Below are 20,667 nucleotides of genomic sequence, written 5' to 3' on the forward strand. Positions count from 1 at the left end.
CCTACTCGTGTTGCGTGCTCCAAGCTGCCAGCATCCAGGCCAGCTTCTCCTGCTCCTTGAGGTAGTCGCTCATCATCGACACCGTGACCTCGTCGCCAGCCTGAGAGGCGCTCGACAGGATTTCGCGCTCCTGAGCGATGAGCACCTTGAGCACGTCGATCACATAGCTCAAGCCCTGCTTGCCGCACGACACGACGTCGATCTCGGCCACTTGTGCCTGCTTGAGGTAGACCGAGAAGCGGTGCTCGGGAGTGGCGTCGAGTTGCAGCATGCGCTCGGCCACCTCGTCGATCTTGCCTGCCACGTCGTTGTAGAGCTCCTCATATTTCTCGTGCAGCACAAAGAAGCCCTTGCCTTTTACATTCCAGTGCAGGTTGCGCAGGTTGGTATAGTGCACTTGCAGGTTGGCCAGAAGCATCGACAGGCCGCTCACTACCTTACTCACATTGTTTGCATTCATTCCAGTTACTTCTATAGTTTTCATAATTTAAATCCTTATTTTTTGTTAGTTAATATTCTGTTTTGATTTCTCTGTTGCAAAAGTAGCATGCCCCGCTCCCCCTCACAACAGCCACAGTCTATCGCCTGGTAGACAAAATCTATAACCACACACAACCAGTTATCACACAATACATTATAAGCAAAGTCACAATCCACGATCATTTCAAAAAAAACGGCAAGGCTGTAACCTTCATCCCCGTGGCGCTCCTGCTGCTTGCCAAATAGCTCCCTCCTCCAAAAGAGACAATGCACAGCGCCGAAGCGGCCTGTGCATTGCTCACTATATACACTTGATATCAGGTTTACAATAGCTCAATGGTGGTGCTACTGTTGCGTGCTCCAAGCTGTCAGCATCCAGGCCAGCTTCTCCTGCTCCTTGAGGTAGTCGCTCATCATCGACACCGTGACCTCGTCGCCAACCTGAGAGGCGCTCGACAGGATTTCGCGCTCCTGAGCGATGAGCACCTTGAGCACGTCGATCACATAGCTCAAGCCCTGCTTGCCGCACGACACGACGTCGATCTCGGCCACTTGTGCCTGCTTGAGGTAGACCGAGAAGCGGTGCTCGGGAGTGGCGTCGAGTTGCAGCATGCGCTCGGCCACCTCGTCGATCTTGCCTGCCACGTCGTTGTAAAGCTCCTCATATTTCTCGTGCAGCACAAAGAAGCCCTTGCCTTTTACATTCCAGTGCAGGTTGCGCAGGTTGGTATAGTGCACTTGCAGGTTGGCCAGAAGCATCGACAGGCCGCTCACTACCTTACTCACATTGTTTGCATTCATTCCAGTTATCTCTAAAGTCTTCATAATTTCTATTTATTTTTTTGTTAGTTAATATTCTGTTTTGATTTCTCTGTTGCAAAAGTAGCATGCCCCGCTCCCCCTCACAACAGCCACAGTCTATCGCCTGGTAGACAAAATCTATAACCACACACAACCAGTTATCACACAATACATTATAAGTAAAATCACAATCCACGATCATTTCAAAAAAAACGGCAAGGCTGTAACCTTCATCCCCGTGGCGCTCCTGCTGCTTGCCAAATAGCTCCCTCCCCCAAAAGAGACAATGCACAGCGCCGAAGCGGGCTGTGCATTGCTCATTCTATACACTTCTTGTGTAAGGGTTTCTAATAGATTACTTCTGCTCTGCGCTCAAGGCGGCCAGCATCCAGGCCAGCTTCTCCTGCTCCTTGAGGTAGTCGCTCATCATCGACACCGTGACCTCGTCGCCAGCCTGAGAGGCGCTCGACAGGATTTCGCGCTCCTGAGCGATGAGCACCTTGAGCACGTCGATCACATAGCCCAAGCCCTGCTTGCCGCACGACACGACGTCGATCTCGGCCACTTGTGCCTGCTTGAGGTAGACCGAGAAGCGGTGCTCGGGAGTGGCGTCGAGTTGCAGCATGCGCTCGGCCACCTCGTCGATCTTGCCTGCCACGTCGTTGTAAAGCTCCTCATATTTCTCGTGCAGCACAAAGAAGCCCTTGCCTTTTACATTCCAGTGCAGGTTGCGCAGGTTGGTATAGTGCACTTGCAGGTTGGCCAGAAGCATCGACAGGCCGCTCACTACCTTACTCACATTGTTTGCATTCATTCCAGTTACTTCTATAGTTTTCATAATTTAAATCCTTATTTTTTTGTTAGTTAATATTCTGTTTTGATTTCTCTGTTGCAAAAGTAGCATGCCCGTCGCCCTCCCGCAACAGACGTGCCCTATGGCACAATAGAAGAAACCTATCATTGCAAGCAAATTACTGTTTATCAATATTTTATATCCATAAATCAGGGTTCAAAATCATTTCAAAAAAAAATTTTTTTTGCCACATCGGCTCTACAATCATATTAAATGTAAAAGAAAATTGCAGTCACCTGAATATTTTTATGCGATAACACACGCAAAAAAGTAACCGTTTCCTACTTGTCGCAGCACAACGGCCTGTTGCGCGTGACGTTGCTGGCAACAGTGCCCTCAGGCCAGTCATGGCACAGCCCATTCTACCTGGCCACAAAAAAAATTGAGGGATAATTGCACCGAAGTATTGGCAGGAAAAGATTTATTTGCTATCTTTGCACTCGCAATTGAGGCGACATCGATTGCAAAGCTACTTGATGGTGCGTTAGTTCAGCTGGTTAGAATGCCTGCCTGTCACGCAGGAGGTCACCGGTTCGAGTCCGGTACGCACCGCAAAAGTGGAGAGAGGAGATGAGCGACCAAGTTCTTTAAAGAGCTGGTTGCTCATTCTTTTTTTGCTTGCATGCCGCTGCCGGTTTACCAAAAGCGCAGCGGCTGAAAACCGGCAATTGCACTAACGCAAGTGCAAACGTTTCGTTTCGAAAGCCACAACAAGGCACAATGGCAACAAAAGCACACAAGCAGTATTTCAAAAAGAAAATCAACAAAATTTCACATTTTAAAGCCCATCGTTTGCATTTTTAAGGTAAAAGCACTACCTTTAGGCACTTTTTACAGAAAGAGCAAGAATAAACCAACACATCTTTAACTATATAACCTTTTTATAATTAATTCAAAATGAGAAAAATTATCTCTATTTTACTCTCACTCGCGCTTCCCGCCTCCCTATGGGCGAGCGAAGCCGACCTGAAAATGCCCGAGAACTTCGGCAGCGATCCCCACACCCAAATTCTGTACTGGGGATTCCTCGTTGTCGTGCTGGGCATGCTATTTGGTTGCTACCAGTTCATGAAAGTACGCAAGCTCGGCGCCCACAAGTCGATGCTTGAGATAGGCAACGTTATCTTCAAGACATGCTCCACCTATCTCAAGCAGCAGGGCAAGTTTCTGGCTGTGCTGTTCTTGTTCATCGGGCTGGCAGTGCTGCTCTACTTCAAGGTACTCGACAACATGCCCCTGGGCAACGTGCTCGTGATACTGGGCTGGACCGTTGTGGGCGTGCTGGGCAGCTATGCCGTGGCGTGGTATGGTGTGCGCATGAACACCTATGCCAACGCCCGCATGGCATTTGCCTCGCTGCGCCGCAAGCCGCTGGCCCTGCTCAACATCCCGCTCACGGCCGGCATGAGCATAGGCGTGGTGCTCATCTGCGTTGAGCTGGTGCTCATGCTCGCCATCCTGCTCTTTGTGCCGGGCGACCTGGCAGGCAGCTGCTTCATAGGCTTTGCCATAGGCGAGTCGCTGGGTGCAAGCGCCCTGCGCATCGCCGGCGGCATCTTCACCAAGATTGCCGACATAGGCAGCGACCTGATGAAGGTGGTGTTCAAGATAGGCGAGGACGACCCGCGCAACCCTGGCGTGATAGCCGACTGCACGGGCGACAACGCCGGCGACAGCATAGGCCCCACCGCCGACGGCTTTGAGACCTACGGCGTGACCGGCGTGGCCCTGGTGTCGTTTATCCTGTTGGCCATCAAGGACCCTGCCGTGCAGGTGCAGATGCTGGTGTGGATATTTGTGATGCGCATCCTGGGCGTGCTCACCTCGGTGATCGCCTACTATGTGAACAACGCCATCTCCAAGGCAAAATACAACCATGCCGACGACATGGACTTTGAGAAGCCCCTCACCTGCCTGGTGTGGATCACCTCGATACTCTCGATTGTGGCCACCTTCGTTGCCAGCTACTTCTGCATCAAGGGCATGGGCGGCTACTACTGGCTGGGGCTGTCGTGTGTGATAAGCTGCGGCACGCTGGGTGCAGCGCTCATCCCCGAGGTCACCAAGCTCTACACCTCGCCCACGGCATCGCACGTGAAAGAAGTGGTCAACACCTCGCGCCAGGGCGGAGCCTCGCTCAACATCCTGTCGGGGCTCGTGTCGGGCAACTTCGGCAGCTTCTGGACGGGTTTCATGTTCTTCCTGCTCATGCTCGTGGCCTACCTCTTTGCACTGCAATTCGACCTCAAGGAGCTCTTTGGCGACTATGGCAGCTACAGTGCCATCTTTGCATTCGGCCTGGTAGCCTTCGGCATGCTGGGCATGGGCCCGGTGACCATCGCCGTCGACAGCTACGGCCCGGTGACCGACAATGCACAGTCGGTCTACGAGCTCTCGCTCATCGAGGACGACAAGACCAAGGCCGAGGCCGAGATTGAGCAAGAGTTCGGCTTCAAGCCCGACTGGGAGAAGGCCAAGCACTATCTCGAGGCCAACGACGGGGCCGGCAACACCTTCAAGGCCACGGCCAAGCCTGTGCTCATAGGCACCGCTGTGGCAGGCGCCACCACCATGATATTCTCGCTCATCCTCATGATACAGCAGACGCTGCAGGCCAGCTACAACATCGACTCGGCCAAGGAGGTGCTCAACCTCCTCAACCCCTATGCCATACTGGGCTTCATCCTGGGCGGCTGCGTGGTGTACTGGTTCACCGGCAGCTCGATGCAGGCAGTGACCACCGGCGCCAACCGCGCCGTGGCCTTCATCAAAGACAACATCAAGCTCGATGCCAATGCGCCCAAGAAGGCCGACATCAGCAAGTCGCAAGAGGTGGTGAAGATATGCACCGAGTATGCCCAAAAGGGAATGATCAACATCTTCATCTCTATATTCTGCTTCGCCCTGGGCTTTGCATGCCTGTCGTCGCCCGAGAGCATCATAGGCGGCCCCAACGCCACGTGCCTCTTCATCAGCTACCTGGTGTCGATAGCCGTGTTCGGCTTGTTCCAAGCCGTGTTTATGGCCGATGCAGGCGGTGCCTGGGACAATGCCAAGAAGATCGTCGAGGTCGACCTCGAGGCCAAGGGCACCCCGCTGCACGACGCCACCGTGGTGGGCGACACCGTGGGCGACCCCTACAAGGACACGAGCTCGGTGGCCCTGAACCCCATCATCAAGTTCACCACGCTCTTTGGCGTGCTGGCCATGGAGATCGCCATCAGCGACAGCTTCCGCGACGTGGCGCCCTACTTTGGCATCGCCTTTGTGCTCATAGGCCTCTACTTTGTGTACCGGTCGTTCTACAAGATGATGTCCAAAGACCACAACAAGGATTAATCGCGTGCATTGGCCCAAGCAGGGGTTGATGCAACCATAGTTACAACTGCCGGGCGAGTCGCACTGTGCCGACCGGCCCGGCAGTTCTAATTGTGAGCTGCATTGCTGCAAGTTCCCATTTCCGGCACACGACAGTCACACTTTTTACCTGTGCATTAAGAAGAAAATGGCTACATTTGCACCGCAACTTTTCAATCAAGTAAAAAAAATGAACACTGCACCACTCGTCACTGTCATCGTCCCGGTTTACAACGTTGCGGGCTACCTGCCGCAATGCCTCAAGAGCATTGTGGAGCAAACCTACACCCGCCTTGAGATACTGGTGGTGGACGACGGCAGCACCGACAAGAGCGGCAGCATTGCCGATGAGTGGGCGCTCATGGACGAGCGCATCAAAGTGGTGCACAAGCCCAACGGCGGCTTGAGCGACGCCCGCAACGCGGCACTCGACGTGGCCCGGGGCGACTACATCACCTGCATCGACAGCGACGACTATGTGCACACCAGCTATGTCGAGCACCTCTACAAGGCCCTCACGGCCACCCAGGCCGACATCGCCGTGTGCCAGTGGGTCGACTTCGCACAGGGCAACGCCCCCAAGACCGCGCCGCTGCCCGAGCCGCCCGTCTACAAGCCGTATAGCCAGGACGAGGCCATCAAGGCCGTGTTCTACCAGCAAGGGCTCACCCACTCGGCCTGGGGGCGCCTCTACAAGCGTAGCCTCTTTGAGGGCACACGCTACCCCAAGGGCATGCTCTACGAGGACCTGGCCATAGCCTTCGACCTGCTGCTCAAGACCGGCAAGGTAGTGAGAGTCAGCGACACGCTCTACTACTACCGCCGCCGCAGCGACAGCATCACAGGCACCTTCTCGCCCAAACGGGGCCAGGTGCTCGACATTCTGGAGGGCTTGGAGAAGCGCGTGAGCCTCGAGGCCCCGCGCTACCTGCCGGCAGTGAGAAGCCGCCTGCTCAGCGCCAGCTTCAACATGCTGCGCCTCATGCCGCCTTGCGACCCAAGGTATCTCGACCTGTCCTACCGCAGCTGGAGCAACATCGTGCGCCTGCGCGACAGCTGCCTGCGCGACGTGCACGTGCGGGCCCGCAACAAAGCCGCCATTCTCATCTCCTACATGGGGCAGGCAGCACTCATCAGGGCCATCAACGGCAAGTAGCAACACTGAGCGAAATGCACAGCCCTGAAAGGACATTTGTCGACAAAATTAGTCAATTAGTAGAATAGATTTTGAATTGTCGCAATTATTTCATTATTTTGTGTGCAGCAAAGAAGACAAACGAAGTTTTTCATTTAAGATTGTTTTAGGCTTGTTTATTTCTATACATATTATTCCAAATTGTTAAGTATTGTCCAGAATCCTCATTTAAGACCGAAAAACACATCAAAAGGGGCCGAAGTGATTTGGCCCCTTTTTTATAGCCGATTGCGCTTGCAACACAGTTGCAGCAAAAAAGGATGAAAAACTCTCGCTTTTTTTTATTATCTTTGCCGCCGTGAAGCAGCGCAGGCCACAGCAACACGGCAACGACGTTTTTATACTATAAACTATATAAGTTTTATGAATACAATAGAAATTTCGATACCCAATCTTGAGACACTTCCCGAAGCCGCCCGGCAGTTTATGAGCCACATGGGCGACTACACGGTGTATGCCTTCTACGGAGCGATGGGCGCCGGCAAGACCACCTTCATCAACGCCTTGTGCAAGGAGCTGGGCGTGGAGAGCGACGCCACGGGCAGCCCCTCGTTTGCCATCATCAACGAGTATCGCAGCGACACCACGGCCGAGCTCATCTACCACTTCGACTGCTACCGCCTCGAGAAAGAGGAAGAGGCCGAGGACATAGGGGCCGAGGACTACTTCGACAGCGGCGCCCTATGCCTCATCGAGTGGCCCGAGCGCATCGAGGGGCTGCTCCCCGACGACACCGTGCGTGTCGACATCGTCGTGAACGAGGCCGACGACAGCCGCACGCTCAAGATGACCCTGCCCGAGGAGGAGGGCACGCATGCCTAAATACATCAAGCTTGCCGAGACCAAGTCGACCAACACCTACCTCAAGCGCATGGCGGCGCTGCTGCCCTCGGGCACAGTCATCTACACCTACCGGCAGACGGCCGGGCGCGGCCAGAAAGGCAACAGCTGGGAGAGTGAAGACGGCAAGAACCTCACCTTCTCGATGCTGCTCAAGCACCCCGGCATTGAAGCCAAGCGCCAGTTCTACATGAGCGAGGCCGTGTCGCTGGCCGTGGCCGAGATGCTGAGCCATTACACCGAGGGCATCAGCATCAAGTGGCCCAACGACGTGTACTGGGCCGACCGCAAGATGTGCGGCATGCTCATCGAGAACTCGCTGGACGCCGACGGCGGTATCGAGTACTCGATACCTGGTGTGGGCATCAACATCAACCAAGAGCGCTTTTTGAGCGACGCCCCCAATCCCGTGTCGCTCAAGAACGTGACGGGCCGCGACTACGACCTCGAGGCACTGCTGCACAAGGTGTGCGAGCGCATCGAGGCCGAGTGCAGCATGCTTGCACATGCCACCCAGGCCCAGCTCGACGCCTTGCACCGGCGTTACCTCGACAGGCTGTACCGCAACGACGGCCAGCTCCACACCTGGGAGCTGCCCGACGGCTCTCGGTTCCAGGCCAGCATTGCCGGCGTTGCCCCCGACGGCATGTTCACCCTGCAGCGCCCCGACGGCACCCAAGCCAGCTACGCCTTCAAGCAGGTGAAACACGTGGTGGGCCAAGCCACGCTTTGATCCTGGCCGCGGTCCTGGGCATGAGTGAAAAGACAAAAAAATCAAAAAGTATATAATAAAACAGCACACAATGATGAGAATTGCAGTATACTGCTCGTCGCGCGATCATCTTGCGCCCCAATATGAAAACGCTGCCACAGCCCTGGGCCAGTGGATAGGCAGCCATGGCTACACGATGGTGTACGGCGGTGTGAAAAGCGGCCTGATGCACACCGTGGCCCAAGCCGCCCACGAGAGCGGAGGCAAGCTGCTGGGCGTGGTGCCGGCGCGCTTCGTCGAGCGCACCGACCCCCTTGTAGACCGCGTGATCAATTGCCACGACCTGGGCGACCGCAAGACCATCATGATGGACAATGCCGACCTCTTTGTGGTGCTGCCCGGCGGCCTGGGCACCATCGACGAGTGGATAAGCACGCTCTCGCAGCTCATCGTCAACGACGGCGACCGCCGTAGCATTGTCGTGGTCAACATCGACGGCATCTACGACCACCAGCTGGCACAACTCGAGGCAACGGCACACTCGGTATTTGCCCGCGGTAAGCACATCGACATGTCGATTGCCGTCGACAATATTGAAGAAATGAATGTTCAACTCGAAAAAGTAAGTAATGACTATGAAAAGTAAAATCTACACCCTCACCGGCGACAACGGCACGACCAGCCTCATAGGCGGCCAGCGTGTCGACAAGGACGACGTGCGCGTCGAAGCCTACGGAACCATCGATGAGCTCAATGCCAACATAGGCCGGCTGGCCCATGTGAGCAAGCTGCAGCAATGGCAAGTCGACATCATCCACAAGATTCAGAACAAGCTCTTCAACATAGGTGCCTACCTGGCCACCCCGAGCGATGGCAAGGCGCCTGTGCCTGGCCTTGCCGACGACGACGTGAAAGAACTCGAGGCCCGCATCGACGAGATCGACGTCCAGCTGCCTCCCCTGCACGGCTTTGTGCTGCCGGGCGGCAGTCTCACCGCAACCCGCTGCGACATATGCCGCACCGTGACCCGCCGGGCCGAGCGCCGCGTGGTCACGCTCGCCAAGCAAGTCTACGTCGACCCGCTGGTGTTGCGCTACCTCAACCGCCTGAGCGACTTCTTCTTTGTGTTTGCCCGCTTCAACAACATCAACGAGCAAATCGAGGAACTCTACTGGGACAAGAACGCATAGCATCTCGACAAGCGAGACTGCGCAACCTGAAGGGGGCGGGCCTGAATCTCACATTCAGGCCCGCCCCTGCTGCTTGAGACCGAAAGCAGCCGTTTTGCAAGATTTAACAGTGAGAAGTGGCCAAACGACGCAATTTGTGGGCGCAAACATGCCCTGGTTTTAAAATATAGTATTATTTTTGCCGAAAATTTCAGAAAACGTATTTTTTATTTTACGACGGAGGAAAACACTATGTATTGGACACTTGAATTAGCAACCAAGCTTGAAGACGCGCCCTGGCCTGCTACCAAGGACGAACTCATAGACTATGCTATGCGCAGCGGAGCGCCCATGGAGGTGATCGAGAACCTTCAGGAAATTGAAGACGAGGGTGAGACCTACGAGTCGATCGAAGACATATGGCCCGACTATCCTACCAACGACGATGATTTCTTCTTCAACGAGGACGAGTATTGAGCCCGCCACGCGCGGCAACACTTGCACGCCTACATAAGAGACTTTCAAGCAAGGCACACATAAGATGGGGATTGCTGCCGCCGCACAGGCACAGCTTCCCCATTTCTTTTTTCCACTCCACAAGCGGCCGGGCGCCACATTTTCTCCTACACCGAGGCCGCATCCCGTAGCTACCTTTGCAGCAAGAAAAACACACTACCCTCACACATGAACAAAAGCCAAAAAGCCATGAAGTATTTCACACTCGACGAGCTCACCCGCTCGCGCACTGCCACCCGCCTGGGCATCGACAACACCCCCACTACCGAAGCGACAGCCTGCCTCAAGCTCCTGGTCGAGCACGTGCTCGACCCCCTGCGCCAGGCCTGGGGGCGACCCATCGCAGTCACAAGCGGCTACCGCTGCCCGCAGCTCAACAAGGCCGTGGGCGGTGTGCCCGGCAGCCAGCACCTGCTGGGGCAGGCTGCCGACATCGTTGCCGGCAGCCCGCGCGACAACGCCCGCCTCTACAAGCTACTGCAACAGCTGCGCCTGCCCGTTGACCAGGCCATCGACGAGTACGGCCACCAGTGGCTGCACGTGTCCTACGGGCCACGCAACCGCCGCAGCTATTTCTCGATCGACAACTAAAAACACACATCTTCATCACCACCATCATGAACAACAACACTGCAATACTGCATGCAGCCTTTGCGGCCTGGAACGCCGCAAGCCACCTGCGCACGCGCCGCGAGCGCAACAAGCGATTCACCTATGGCGACCAGTGGGGCGACACGTCGCTCGACTCCAGCGGCCGCCGCATCAGCGACTGGGACCGCTACAACAAGGAGGGGCACCCACCCATCACCAACAACGTGCTGCGGCAACTGGTAAAGAGCATCGTGGGGCGCTTTCGCTCGCAGTATCTCGACAAGTCCACGCAACAAGGGGGCGGCAAGCCAGCCGGCACCGCCGAGCTCGACGAGCTCGACGCCCGCCTGCTCGAGGAGTTTCTCATCTCGGGCGTGTGCCTGCAACGCGTCGACCTGGTGCACGACCTGCTCGAGAAGCACACGCAGGTGAGCAACGTGAACGTGAACCGCTTCTTTATCAACACCATTGCCGACCCGCTGGCCCGTGATTGCGAGATTGTGGGCCAAGTGCACGACCTGAGCGTGGCTGCACTCATCAAGCAGGTGGCCGCCGGCTCACGCCGCAAGGCGGCCTGGGTGAGACGCCTCTACAGCGAGGATGTGGAGGCGCGCACCGCCAGCCTGGTCACCGCCCTGGGGGCCGACTCGCAGAGCGGCACCCACTTCTGGTACTGCCCCACCGGCAAGTGCCGCGCCATCGAGGTGTGGACACTCGAGAGCCACGAGGTGCTCACGTGCCACAACCGCGCCACCTCGCAGGTATTTGTGGCCCCGCTCGGCCAGCTCAAGAAGTTGAAGAGCAACCCCGACATGAGCGTGAACTGGGACATCGCCACCACCTGGCACTGCCGCTGGTTCTCGCCCATGGGCGACCTGCTGGCCGAGTACGACTCGCCCTACCGCCACGGCAGCCACCCCTATGTGATGCGTTTCTACCCGCTCACCGATGGCGAGATACACAGCTTCATCGAGGACATGATCGACCAGCAGAAGCTCGTGAACCGCTTGGTGACAATGGTCGACCACGTGATGAACTCCAGCGCCAAGGGTGTGCTGCTCTATCCCGAGAACGCCATGCCCGACGGCTTCACCTGGAGCCAGGTGCGGCAGGTGTGGCGCAGCTGCGACGGCGTGTTGCCCTATAACCCGCAGCTGGGCGAGGCCAAACCCGAGCAAATCTCGGCCAACAATACCAACTTCGGGGCCTACCCCATGATCGAGCTGCAACTCAAGATGCTCGAGCACATATCGGGCGTATCGGGGGCACTGCGCGGCCAGAACGTGGACACACGAGGCAGCTCCACCCTCTACCAGACACAGGCCGATAATGCCGCCATAGCCCTGGCCGACATCTTCGACACATTCAACGCCTTCCGCCAGAGCCGCCAGGCCAAGCTCGCCCGGTTGTGACAGGCAAGAGAGAAATGCAGCCGCCGGGACACTACTTGCCGTAGGAGTTTTTCTTGCGGTAGTTGTTGGGCGAGTCGCCCAAGTGCTTTTTCACGTATTTTCCAAAAAACGAAAGATTGTCGAAGTTCATCTCCGTGGCAATCTCCTTGATGCTCATGTCGCTGTACTGCAACAGCTGCTTGATGCGCCCGGTGATCGAGGCCGTGATGAGCTCGCTTGCCGTCTGGCCGCACTTCTGCGTGCAAATGCTGGTGAGATACTTGGGCGACACACACAGCAGGTTGGCAAAGTGCTGCACGCTGCGACTGTTGGTCTCATTGGCCGCCAGCAGCAGCACAAAGCGGCGAAAGAGCCTGTCGCCCTGCCGCAAGATGGTAGCCTCGCTGTCGCTCACATGCCTGGAAATGCTTGAAAGCAAGTCGAGCGAGAAACTGCGCAAGAGGTCGAGCATCGTCTCGCGGCCGTAGTTGATCGACGGATGCTCGATTTTGAACATGGCCAGATCATAATATTTCACCATGAGTTCCAACTCCTCGTCGTCAAACTTGACGATGGGGTTGCCCGAAATCTTCATGAGGCCTTCAAAGATGGTCTTGTTGATAATGTTGATGTCAAAACTGGTCGACAGCGCGATAATCTTGCACATGAAGTCCTCGTCGGGCTTCAAGTCGCTCAACACACTGTTGACACTCACAAAGAGGGCGTCGCGAGCCTCGACAACATAGGCCACATTGTTGAGCTTGAGCTGCAGCGTGCCCGACTGGCAAAACACAAAGGCCACAAAGTTGACCTTGAAGGTGACTTGCAGGGCAGCGATCGACTTCACATTGTCGGCAAAAGCTATCTCGCCGTCAAAGTACTTGACACTGTCGGGCATCTTCACCACATCGCTCAACGAGAATTCTTCAATTTCATTCAGTTTTATCATGAGTGGTCAATTTCTTGCTATATGCAGGACAAAAATAGTCAAAATCTCGCAATTTCACACTTTGGTCACTCAAAATTTCCTTGCCATTTCATGGCCCGCTAAAAGTCGAAACCCAAGCCCACGCGCACGTTCATGTTGATATCGTGCTCGCTGCGCAGCGTCTTGAGCGGGAGGCGGTTGAAATAGTGGGTAAACTTGGGCTCGACAAAGATGGCCACATGGTCGGCAAGCGAGTATTGTACCCCAAGCATGCCGCTGCCCGACCACTGGGCTCGGCCCACATGCACGTGCTCGCTGCCAAACTTGGCCTTGGTCACCCACTCGACCATGCCCTCGGCGCCCACATAGGCCGAGAAATGCCTGTAGCTGGCAAAGTGCCACCTCAGTCCCACGGGCAGCCCCACCAGCTGCACCACCTGCCCGCAGGTTTCGCCGTTGAGCCGGTTGGTCACATCGCTCGAGTAGCTGCTGAAGCTGCCGCCCACCGTGGCCTCAAGGCCGTAGTCGAGCATCTTGCCCACCGTGAAGCCCACCACAATCGGTATCTTGTGCTTGTAGTCGTAGCTTGGTGCCGCGCTGGCTGCCAGCAGCATCGTGTTGTAGGTCATGGCATCGGGGGGCATACTGCGACCCATGCCGCCGCTGCCGGCCATCATCACGCCCATGCCGTAGACCTGGGCCGTGAGGCCGGTGTCGTCGCCACTGGTACCAGTGGTGAAACCGCCATAACCGGCCCACTTCGAGTTCGAGGCCGCGCCCGTTGCAACAGCAGCATTGTGCCGGGCATCTTGCCCAGTCTCGTTGCTGGCCAGGAGCGGCTCGCGGCCGGCGGCATCCCTGGCCGTGTCGACTGGGGCAACACTGTCGCGAGCTGGTGCCTGAGTCCACTGTTGCAGTGCTTGCGGTGCTTGAGGCTGCAACGGCACCTCAATCGCACGGTGCCGGGAAAGGTGAGCGCGGGTGGCAGTAGGCCGAGAGGTCTCCACAGGGACAGGCGACGGCTGGGGCACAGGGGCAGGCTGGGCGGCCGCAATGGCAGGTGCCGTTGCAGCAGGAGCCAGGCGGCGGGGCTGCGGCGCCACCAGTGCAGTCACCACGACAATGGCAGCCACCACAGCTGCGGCAGCTGCCGCAACCCACGGCCACAGGCGCCTCGCCAGTGCACGCCGCTGCGGTGCAGCCGCAGGCGAGGCCTTGCCGTCGACACGGCTTGCTATGCGATCCCATGCCTGCTGGTCGACAGGAAGCTCAGCCTGCTGCAACCGGCGGCGCACGGCCTGGATCCAGTCGGTATTGTCAATTTCCTGGTTCATAGTGCATTTCCTTTCTTGCTACATAGTCATTTATCTTGCGGGCCAGCATAGCCTTGGCCCTGGCCAGCTGCGACGACGAGGTGTTGACGCTTATGCCCAGCTCGCTGGCAATCTCGCGGTGAGAATACCCCTCGATGCAATACAGGTTAAACACCGTGCGGTATCCCGTGGGCAGCTCCTCGACAAGCCGCATGAGCTCGGCCAGGTCGAGGCCCTCCACTTCGGCAGGTGTGGGCTCGTCGGCGACGAGGCCTGCCTCGGGCCGCTCGTCGAGGCTCACCGCCTGCAGCATGTGGCGGTTGTCGCGCAAGTAGTTGAGCGACATGTTCACGGCCATGCGGTTGAGCCACCCTCCCAGCGAGCCCTTGCCTCGCCACTTGAACTGGGAGAAGCCGCGCAGGGCGCGCACAAGGGTGTCTTGCAACACGTCTTGCGCCACGTCGCCGCGTCCCACATAGCGCACGATGGTGGCCATGAGACGAGGTGCATAGCTGTCGTACAAGGCACGCTGTGCCTTGGCCTCGCCACGCCTACAACCTGTAGCAATCTCTGCTTCTTCCATTATATTCCGTAATCACTTGCTCACTCGCCTTATAGGAATGTGGCTGTAAAATAATAACACCAGAAGTGCAAATATACTGCATCGAGACCACAAAAAAAAACTGCCAGCCGGGCCTGGCAGCATGCCCACTGGCAAATTTTAAAGTCCTACACCCACAACCCACAACATTTTTTGCTAACTTTGCACCCAAAATCAAAAAGGCTCCAGGCGAGTATATAATTTTTTCAACATTCATCGTAAATAAACAGTAATTGCAATGGAAGAATTTTTCAACAACATAAGCCAGAGCATCATCAAGCTGAGCGACTTCTTGTGCGGCTATCCCGAGTTTTTCCTGCTCATAGGCGGGGGATTGTTTCTCTTCATCTACTCAGGCGGCGTGAGCATCAGGCGACTGCCCTGGAGCGTGCGCGCCCTGCGCCAGAAGCAAGCCAAGAGTGCTGGCAAAGACACAGGCCAGATAAGCTCGTTTCAAGCCCTGATGAGCGCCATAGCGGCCACCGTGGGCATGGGCAACATCGCCGGCGTGGCCATTGCCCTGTCGATAGGCGGGCCGGGCGTGATATTCTGGATGTGGGTGAGTGCCATTGTGGGCATGGGCACCAAGTTCTTTGAGGGCACGCTGGCCATTATGTACAAGGGCCGCGACAGCGAGGGCGTGGTGCAAGGCGGCCCCATGTACATGATCACCCAGGGGCTGGGCAAGAAGTGGAAGCCACTGGCCGTGGCCTTCTCCATATTCGGCCTCGTGGGCACCCTGTGCTTCATGCAGGCCAACCAGCTGGTAGAGTCGATCACCACCGTGTTCACCTCGCCCATGGGCATTGAAAACACGGTGGGGCTGCGCTTCACGCTGGGCGTGGTCATCGTGCTCATTGTGGGCACAGTCATCATAGGCGGCATCAACCGCATTGCCAAGACGGCGGCCAGGGTTGTTCCCCTCATGGTCACCCTCTACCTCATTCTCGTGGTGGTGATCATGGTGCTCAACTACGACCAGGTGCCCGGCGTGTTCAAGCAAATCATCGACGGGGCCTTCCATCCATCGGGCATCGCCGGCGGTGTCGTGGGCATTGCCTTGACTGGCGCCCGCCGTGCAGCCATGGTCAACGAGGCCGGCGTGGGCACCGCCTCGATGATGCACGGCGCCTCGATGAACACCGAGCCCGTGCGCGAGGGGCTTGTAGCCATGATCGCCCCGCTCATCGACTCGGGCATCGTGTGCACGCTCACCTCGATACCCATCATCCTGGCCGGGCAGAACATAGGCACCGGCGAGGTGAGTGGCGGCCTCTACATCGCCCTGGGAGCCTTCGGCCAGCTCCTGCCTCATGTGGGGCAGTACCTGCTCATGATTATCGTGTTTTTCTTCGCCTTCTCCACCATGTTCTCCTACAGCTACTACGGGCAGAAGTGTACCAACTACCTGTTTGGCGCCAAAAACGCCAAGTACTACAACTACTACTACCTGGCCATGATCATTGTGGCCGCAGTCATCAAGCTCGACCTGCTGGTGAGCTGCATGGACCTGGCCTTCTTCCTGATGGCCGTGTGCACCATGTTCACCCTGCTGGCCCTGAGCCCGCGCGTGAAGCGCGAGATGAAAGCCTACTTTGCCCGCCACGAGCAGTAGCGGCACACGCACAAAAAAAGCAACGCCTGCCAAAAATCGTCTCTTGGCGGGCGTTGTTGCATTTAAAGACTGTGTTTCTTTTTCAACAATTTCTTTTCAGGCCTTACGGCCTTTTCTTGCATTTTTGGCCTAACTAAATCTAGTAAATAAAATCAAGTAATGTTTTTCTCTTTGGTCAACCACTGGAAAAATTTATACAAATAATTCTATTCTTCAACCTTGAGTATATTCATGCGGTAAGCCTTTCCTATGAGCTCCGCAGCATTACGTGCTTCCATCTTACGGAGTAGTTGCTTGCGATGATATTCCACCGTATTGGTTGAAATATAAAGCCTCTCCGAGATTTCCTTACTGTTTAGACCACACGACAAGAGCTTGAGCACTTCAAGCTCTCGGGCAGTTAATTCTTGAGTTCGGGCAATCATCAATGTATTAATCTTAATAAATAATTGGAACGCAAAAATAAACCACAATTGTATAATTTCCAAAAAGTTAGAAATCAAAATGCACTACGACGGGCGAAAACTACTATTTTCAGTCGGACAAACTGTCGCTCTGTGTACAAAGTGTTCAGGCTTTCCTTTTTGAGGTGAATTTGGCACAGCATCAATGGTTGCCCGATATGTCCAAATCAGAAATGCCGACCGGTGCAGGACATGGCTTTTTGCCTCTCGCCAATCCGGTTCACTCGATGCCGTATTTCTTCAAAATGGGGAGCAGCTGGCCCCGTAGCGACCTGGCCCAAAGCGTATAGCCATAGTCGTCGGGGTGCACGCCGTCGACACTCGACAGGTGGTCGGGCGGCGTGGCGCTGGGCGTGATATAGTACACGTCGCTGTAGCGGCGGCAGGCCAGGGCCATCATGCTGTCGGCAACAGCAATCTTGGCCGCCTCGAGGCTGTCGGCCTTGAGGTTGAAGTTGCGGCCCTCGCGCCTGATGGTGCGCTGGAACACGAGCGGGATGCCCGGGAGGGCCTGCCGCACCGTCTCGATGAAGGGTAGCAGGCGCTCCCTGATCTCGCCGGGCGAGGGATTGGAGAAGCAGTCGAACAAGAAGGCGTCGACCTGGGCCGCGGCCAGCACGCGGGCAAAATAGGGCTGCAGCTTGCTGTGGCCACTGCACCCCAGGCTCAGCATCTCGAGACCCGTGAGGCGCGACAGCTGGGCCACATAGGTCATGCCGGCGCGGCTCACGCCCGTGCCATGGGTGAAGCTGCTGCCCCACACCCCGATGCGGTGCCTGAAGGGCCGGGGCAGCGGCTCGATGCGGGCGCTGGCCTCGACGGCAATCTGCACCGAGTCGACCTCGGCAAAGAGCGGCAAGTAGAGCAGGCACTCGTGCATCGAGCCGTCCATGTTGGCCACCAGCTCCAAGTCCTCGCCCAGCAGCAGCCGCTGGTCGCTCTTGCAGCCACTGCCGGCATAGCGCCAGGTGCCGTCGCGCCTCACATAGAGGTCGTAGCCGCGGGCGGCGATGCCCGTGGTGTTGACGGGCGACTGGTACTGGCCGTAGACCGTGCGCACATTGATGACACGGCTGTCGGTCTTGAAGGCCACCGCGAGCCCCGCCGACTCTCGCACCTGCAGGTTCTCGGCTCGCGTGAAGCCCTTGAAGCGCACCGTGTCGACGCGGTGATAGGGATTGGGGTTGCCTGGCATGAGCTGGCCGCACAGCGTGAGCGTGCTGGCCTCTACATGCTTGAGCCCCACTGGCCGCGCTGCCCGTGCCGTGACTGCGAGTGCTGCGAGCACGACAAGCAGCACGCATGAGAGTGTGGGTTTGGTCATTGCTGTAAAGATTTATGGGTGTGTAATATGCACACACCCAAAGTTAACAAAAAAATCGGGGAATAGCCTTAGGTGAGGGACAAAAAAAAATTAGGTGTCTCGCGACAACTAATCCTTAAACTTAAAATCTAATACCATGAAAAACCTTGACAAAGGTAGGTATTATATGTTATAAAACATAACCCTTCAACATAAAAATCTTGTAAATTAACACAATTTAAACTCTTGCCTTCACATGGCGGATTCCAGAAGCAAGTGCAAAGTAACGCTATTCTTTCTTTAATCATGTCTTTGGGCTTGCGAAATCTCTTTCTTGGCCTGTTGTTTAATTTTTCGATAATGCCTTGACATATAGCCTTGAAATACCCCTAAAGTCCGTCTTCTTCGGAATATATTGCCTGATGAGCCCGTTCATGTTCTCGATGGCTCCCTTCTCCCACGAGCAGTACGGATGTGCGAAGTAAACTTTCGTGTTAAGTTCCCTCGCATGGATTTCGTGTGCGGCAAACTCCGGCCCGTTGTCTGTCGTTATCGACCTTACAGGCAGACCGCTCTCCCGTATGAGTCGCACCACGGCGTTTGCCAGTGGAACGGCCTGCTTTCCCGTATCGAGTTTCTCCATGAGCATAAAGCTGCTCTTTGGGGGCTTCGCGCCCCCAGCCGCAAGGCAAACCTCCGCGGTGTTTTTCATGGGTTAATGCACCACAGAGTTTTGCACTTCTAATTGGAATTAGCGGTAAAAAGATAAAGAATAAATGTAATTTGTTGATTTTATGATTGTTTTACTTGGTCTATTCAGAAGAATTGAGTAATTTTGCAGCGAGATTCGAGTAAAGTTGCAATAAGAATTGAGTAAAATTTACAATCGTTTTGAGTATGACTTATATACGAAAGCAATATCACACGCTACGGGAGCGCATCCTTGAACCAAGGCACTTTATGCAGATATTGGCAGGACCGAGACAGGTAGGAAAATCCACGCTTGTCGGCCAGGTTCTGGATGACATCTCCATTCCGTATACCTTAGAAGTGGCTGACGCTGTAGATCCTAAGGATAGTGACTGGATTCACCGTGTATGGGAGTCAGCCCGTGCTACGATGCAAATACGTAAAGAGCAGGAGCGTCTGTTGGTGATTGACGAGGTGCAGAAGATTGACAATTGGAGTGAGATGGTGAAACGTGAATGGGATGAAGACTGTCGTCGACATGTGAACTTGAAGGTGGTGCTACTTGGTAGTAGCCGCCTTCTGCTGAAACGGGGAATGACAGAATCGTTGGCCGGACGCTTTGAATTGATTCGACTTGGGCACTGGAGTCTACAGGAGATGAGGGATGCCTTCGGCGTTACGCTTGACCAGTACATTTACTTTGGCGGCTATCCTGGACCTGCAGGCATGATTGATAATGAGAAGCGATGGCGTAAGTATATCAAGGACTCTCTGGTGGCTCCTGCCATTGAGAAGGATGTTATAATGACTTCAAACATCTACAAGCCAGCGTTGATGAAGCAACTTTTTGAGTTGGGATGCGGCTACTCTGCCGAAATACTGTCGCTGACCAAGCTAATGGGTCAGTTGCAGGATGCCGGAAATGTGACCACGCTTGCGGCCTACTTAGATATCCTTGATGAATGCGCCCTTCTGACGGGCCTGCAGAAATATGCTAATGACGATGCACGTAAGCGTGGCTCCGTGCCAAAATACCAGGTATATAACAATGCTCTGCTGACGGCCTACAAAGGCCATTCGTTCCTTGCTGATCGGACGGACACAAAACTTTGGGGACGATGGGTAGAGAGTGCGGTTGGAACACACATCCTGAGTATGGCAGAGGAACTGGACTACAAGGTGTATTATTGGCGTGAGCCGTCAAGAAGTAAAGACAAGAGTGACAAAGAGGTAGACTTCATTATAGATAACGATGGTGAGTTGACAGCTATAGAGGTGAAAAGCGGTCGTCGCGGAATGAACTCTGGGTTGCCAGCTTTCGTAGAAGCATTCCATCCCAAACGGGCTTTTATCGTAGGTACGGGCGGTGTTTCTTTGGAGGATTTCCTGAGTTGTGATATTGAAAGTCTGCTTCATCAGGAGTAATTGTAGCGGAAAAGTTATATTTGTTTCTGTTGTAGCGACAGTAACTATTTGAATAATAGCGTTTTTACTGACAGATGAGAGTTTCGCTACATCGCTACAAGAAAAAATGGCCGAAACTAATATGATATAACCAACGAGAATTTTTGTTCCAACGAGAATCTCAACATTAGTTTTTTTCTTTCGGCTTCCCTACTTATAAAAATATCTCCCTGTGTATTAAGCAGCAAGGAGATATTTTACTTGAAATGTTTACTTGATAACCTGATTCCCCGTGGGCCAAGTGGCTTTTTCTGTCGGCTTCTTTTTGTTCTGCGCCATGACACCCACTAATTTGTGCGGAATGTACATTTCCTCTAGATAAGTCATATCCTCTTCTGTCAGTTTCAGGTCGAGGGCAGCTACAGCTCCGTCGATGTGGTGCAA

19 protein-coding genes, 1 tRNA gene and 1 pseudogene are annotated in these 20,667 nt (G+C 55.3%); 12 read left to right on the forward strand and 9 right to left on the reverse strand.

Translation table 11 applies throughout. The features are described 5' to 3' along the window. Position 1 precedes the first annotated feature (1 nt). The 3 genes from GF423_RS05485 to GF423_RS05495 all read right to left on the reverse strand — a co-directional run bounded on the left by GF423_RS05485 (position 2) and on the right by GF423_RS05495 (position 2,119). Positions 2-484 carry a Dps family protein gene (locus tag GF423_RS05485; protein ID WP_154327404.1) on the reverse strand — a complete coding sequence of 161 codons (483 nt, stop codon included), beginning with the start codon at positions 482-484 and terminating at the stop codon, positions 2-4. Between the two features lie 341 nt (positions 485-825). Then, the gene (locus GF423_RS05490; protein WP_154327405.1) at positions 826-1,305 is read right to left on the reverse strand and encodes a Dps family protein; all 480 of its coding nucleotides are present in this window, start codon (positions 1,303-1,305) and stop codon (positions 826-828) included. A 331-nt stretch (positions 1,306-1,636) separates the two neighbouring features. After that, a complete protein-coding gene (locus tag GF423_RS05495) occupies positions 1,637-2,119 on the reverse strand; it encodes a Dps family protein (protein WP_154327406.1) in 483 nt (160 codons plus the stop codon). A gap of 493 nt (positions 2,120-2,612) precedes the next feature. Here GF423_RS05495 and GF423_RS05500 point away from each other — a divergent pair. From GF423_RS05500 to GF423_RS05545, 10 genes are all read left to right on the forward strand, one after another. Continuing rightward, positions 2,613-2,686, forward strand: a tRNA-Asp gene (locus GF423_RS05500). A gap of 345 nt (positions 2,687-3,031) precedes the next feature. Further along, on the forward strand, positions 3,032-5,473 hold the full coding sequence (locus tag GF423_RS05505) for a sodium-translocating pyrophosphatase (RefSeq protein ID WP_154327407.1): 2,442 nt from the start codon (positions 3,032-3,034) through the stop codon (positions 5,471-5,473). 208 nt (positions 5,474-5,681) lie between these two features. Next, positions 5,682-6,647 carry a glycosyltransferase family 2 protein gene (locus GF423_RS05510; protein WP_206113396.1) on the forward strand — a complete coding sequence of 322 codons (966 nt, stop codon included), beginning with the start codon at positions 5,682-5,684 and terminating at the stop codon, positions 6,645-6,647. Positions 6,648-7,058: 411 nt separating this feature from the next. Next, positions 7,059-7,508, forward strand: coding sequence for a tRNA (adenosine(37)-N6)-threonylcarbamoyltransferase complex ATPase subunit type 1 TsaE (gene tsaE / locus GF423_RS05515; RefSeq protein WP_206113426.1), 450 nt, complete (start codon positions 7,059-7,061; stop codon positions 7,506-7,508). After that, positions 7,501-8,259, forward strand: a complete 759-nt coding sequence (locus tag GF423_RS05520; RefSeq protein WP_154327410.1) for a biotin--[acetyl-CoA-carboxylase] ligase — start codon at positions 7,501-7,503, stop codon at positions 8,257-8,259. Before tsaE ends, GF423_RS05520 begins: the two co-directional genes overlap by 8 nt. A 70-nt stretch (positions 8,260-8,329) precedes the next feature. Continuing rightward, complete coding sequence (locus GF423_RS05525) at positions 8,330-8,884, forward strand: LOG family protein (protein ID WP_154327411.1); 555 nt, start codon at positions 8,330-8,332, stop codon at positions 8,882-8,884. Continuing rightward, positions 8,874-9,428: a cob(I)yrinic acid a,c-diamide adenosyltransferase gene (locus GF423_RS05530; protein WP_154327412.1), complete on the forward strand. Its 555-nt coding sequence runs from the start codon at positions 8,874-8,876 to the stop codon at positions 9,426-9,428. Before GF423_RS05525 ends, GF423_RS05530 begins: the two co-directional genes overlap by 11 nt. Before the next feature lie 231 nt (positions 9,429-9,659). Further along, complete coding sequence (locus GF423_RS05535; protein WP_154327413.1) at positions 9,660-9,884, forward strand: DUF2795 domain-containing protein; 225 nt, start codon at positions 9,660-9,662, stop codon at positions 9,882-9,884. 228 nt (positions 9,885-10,112) lie between these two features. Continuing rightward, positions 10,113-10,514 carry a D-Ala-D-Ala carboxypeptidase family metallohydrolase gene (locus GF423_RS05540; protein ID WP_154327414.1) on the forward strand — a complete coding sequence of 134 codons (402 nt, stop codon included), beginning with the start codon at positions 10,113-10,115 and terminating at the stop codon, positions 10,512-10,514. 26 nt (positions 10,515-10,540) lie between these two features. Beyond that, positions 10,541-11,926 (forward strand): portal protein, encoded by a 1,386-nt coding sequence (locus GF423_RS05545; RefSeq protein WP_154327415.1) that lies wholly within the window; start codon positions 10,541-10,543, stop codon positions 11,924-11,926. Positions 11,927-11,957: 31 nt separating this feature from the next. Here the strand turns inward: GF423_RS05545 and GF423_RS05550 are convergent, their stop codons facing one another. The 3 genes from GF423_RS05550 to GF423_RS05560 form a co-directional block, all read right to left on the reverse strand. Beyond that, the gene (locus GF423_RS05550; RefSeq protein WP_154327416.1) at positions 11,958-12,854 is read right to left on the reverse strand and encodes a helix-turn-helix domain-containing protein; all 897 of its coding nucleotides are present in this window, start codon (positions 12,852-12,854) and stop codon (positions 11,958-11,960) included. A gap of 98 nt (positions 12,855-12,952) precedes the next feature. Then, complete coding sequence (locus tag GF423_RS05555) at positions 12,953-14,167, reverse strand: outer membrane protein (RefSeq protein WP_154327417.1); 1,215 nt, start codon at positions 14,165-14,167, stop codon at positions 12,953-12,955. Then, positions 14,151-14,729, reverse strand: coding sequence for an RNA polymerase sigma factor (locus GF423_RS05560; protein ID WP_154327418.1), 579 nt, complete (start codon positions 14,727-14,729; stop codon positions 14,151-14,153). The genes GF423_RS05555 and GF423_RS05560 overlap by 17 nt, the downstream gene beginning before the upstream one ends. Positions 14,730-14,985: 256 nt before the next feature. On the opposite strand from GF423_RS05560, the gene GF423_RS05565 reads away from it, so the two are divergent. After that, positions 14,986-16,362, forward strand: a complete 1,377-nt coding sequence (locus tag GF423_RS05565; protein WP_154327419.1) for an alanine/glycine:cation symporter family protein — start codon at positions 14,986-14,988, stop codon at positions 16,360-16,362. Between the two features lie 206 nt (positions 16,363-16,568). Here GF423_RS05565 and GF423_RS05570 read toward each other — a convergent pair whose 3' ends face one another. The 3 genes and pseudogenes from GF423_RS05570 to GF423_RS05580 all read right to left on the reverse strand — a co-directional run. Then, complete coding sequence (locus tag GF423_RS05570; protein ID WP_235911804.1) at positions 16,569-16,787, reverse strand: response regulator transcription factor; 219 nt, start codon at positions 16,785-16,787, stop codon at positions 16,569-16,571. Between the two features lie 259 nt (positions 16,788-17,046). After that, positions 17,047-18,150 (reverse strand): SGNH/GDSL hydrolase family protein, encoded by a 1,104-nt coding sequence (locus GF423_RS05575; protein WP_154327421.1) that lies wholly within the window; start codon positions 18,148-18,150, stop codon positions 17,047-17,049. Between the two features lie 269 nt (positions 18,151-18,419). Continuing rightward, positions 18,420-18,790 (reverse strand): annotated as a pseudogene (locus tag GF423_RS05580) (IS30 family transposase); the annotation flags it as partial. Positions 18,791-19,026: 236 nt separating this feature from the next. Here GF423_RS05580 and GF423_RS05585 point away from each other — a divergent pair. After that, complete coding sequence (locus GF423_RS05585) at positions 19,027-20,244, forward strand: ATP-binding protein (RefSeq protein ID WP_154327423.1); 1,218 nt, start codon at positions 19,027-19,029, stop codon at positions 20,242-20,244. Positions 20,245-20,667: the final 423 nt, after the last annotated feature.

It is taken from the genome of Sodaliphilus pleomorphus, assembly GCF_009676955.1.
Lineage (GTDB): Bacteria > Bacteroidota > Bacteroidia > Bacteroidales > Muribaculaceae > Sodaliphilus > Sodaliphilus pleomorphus.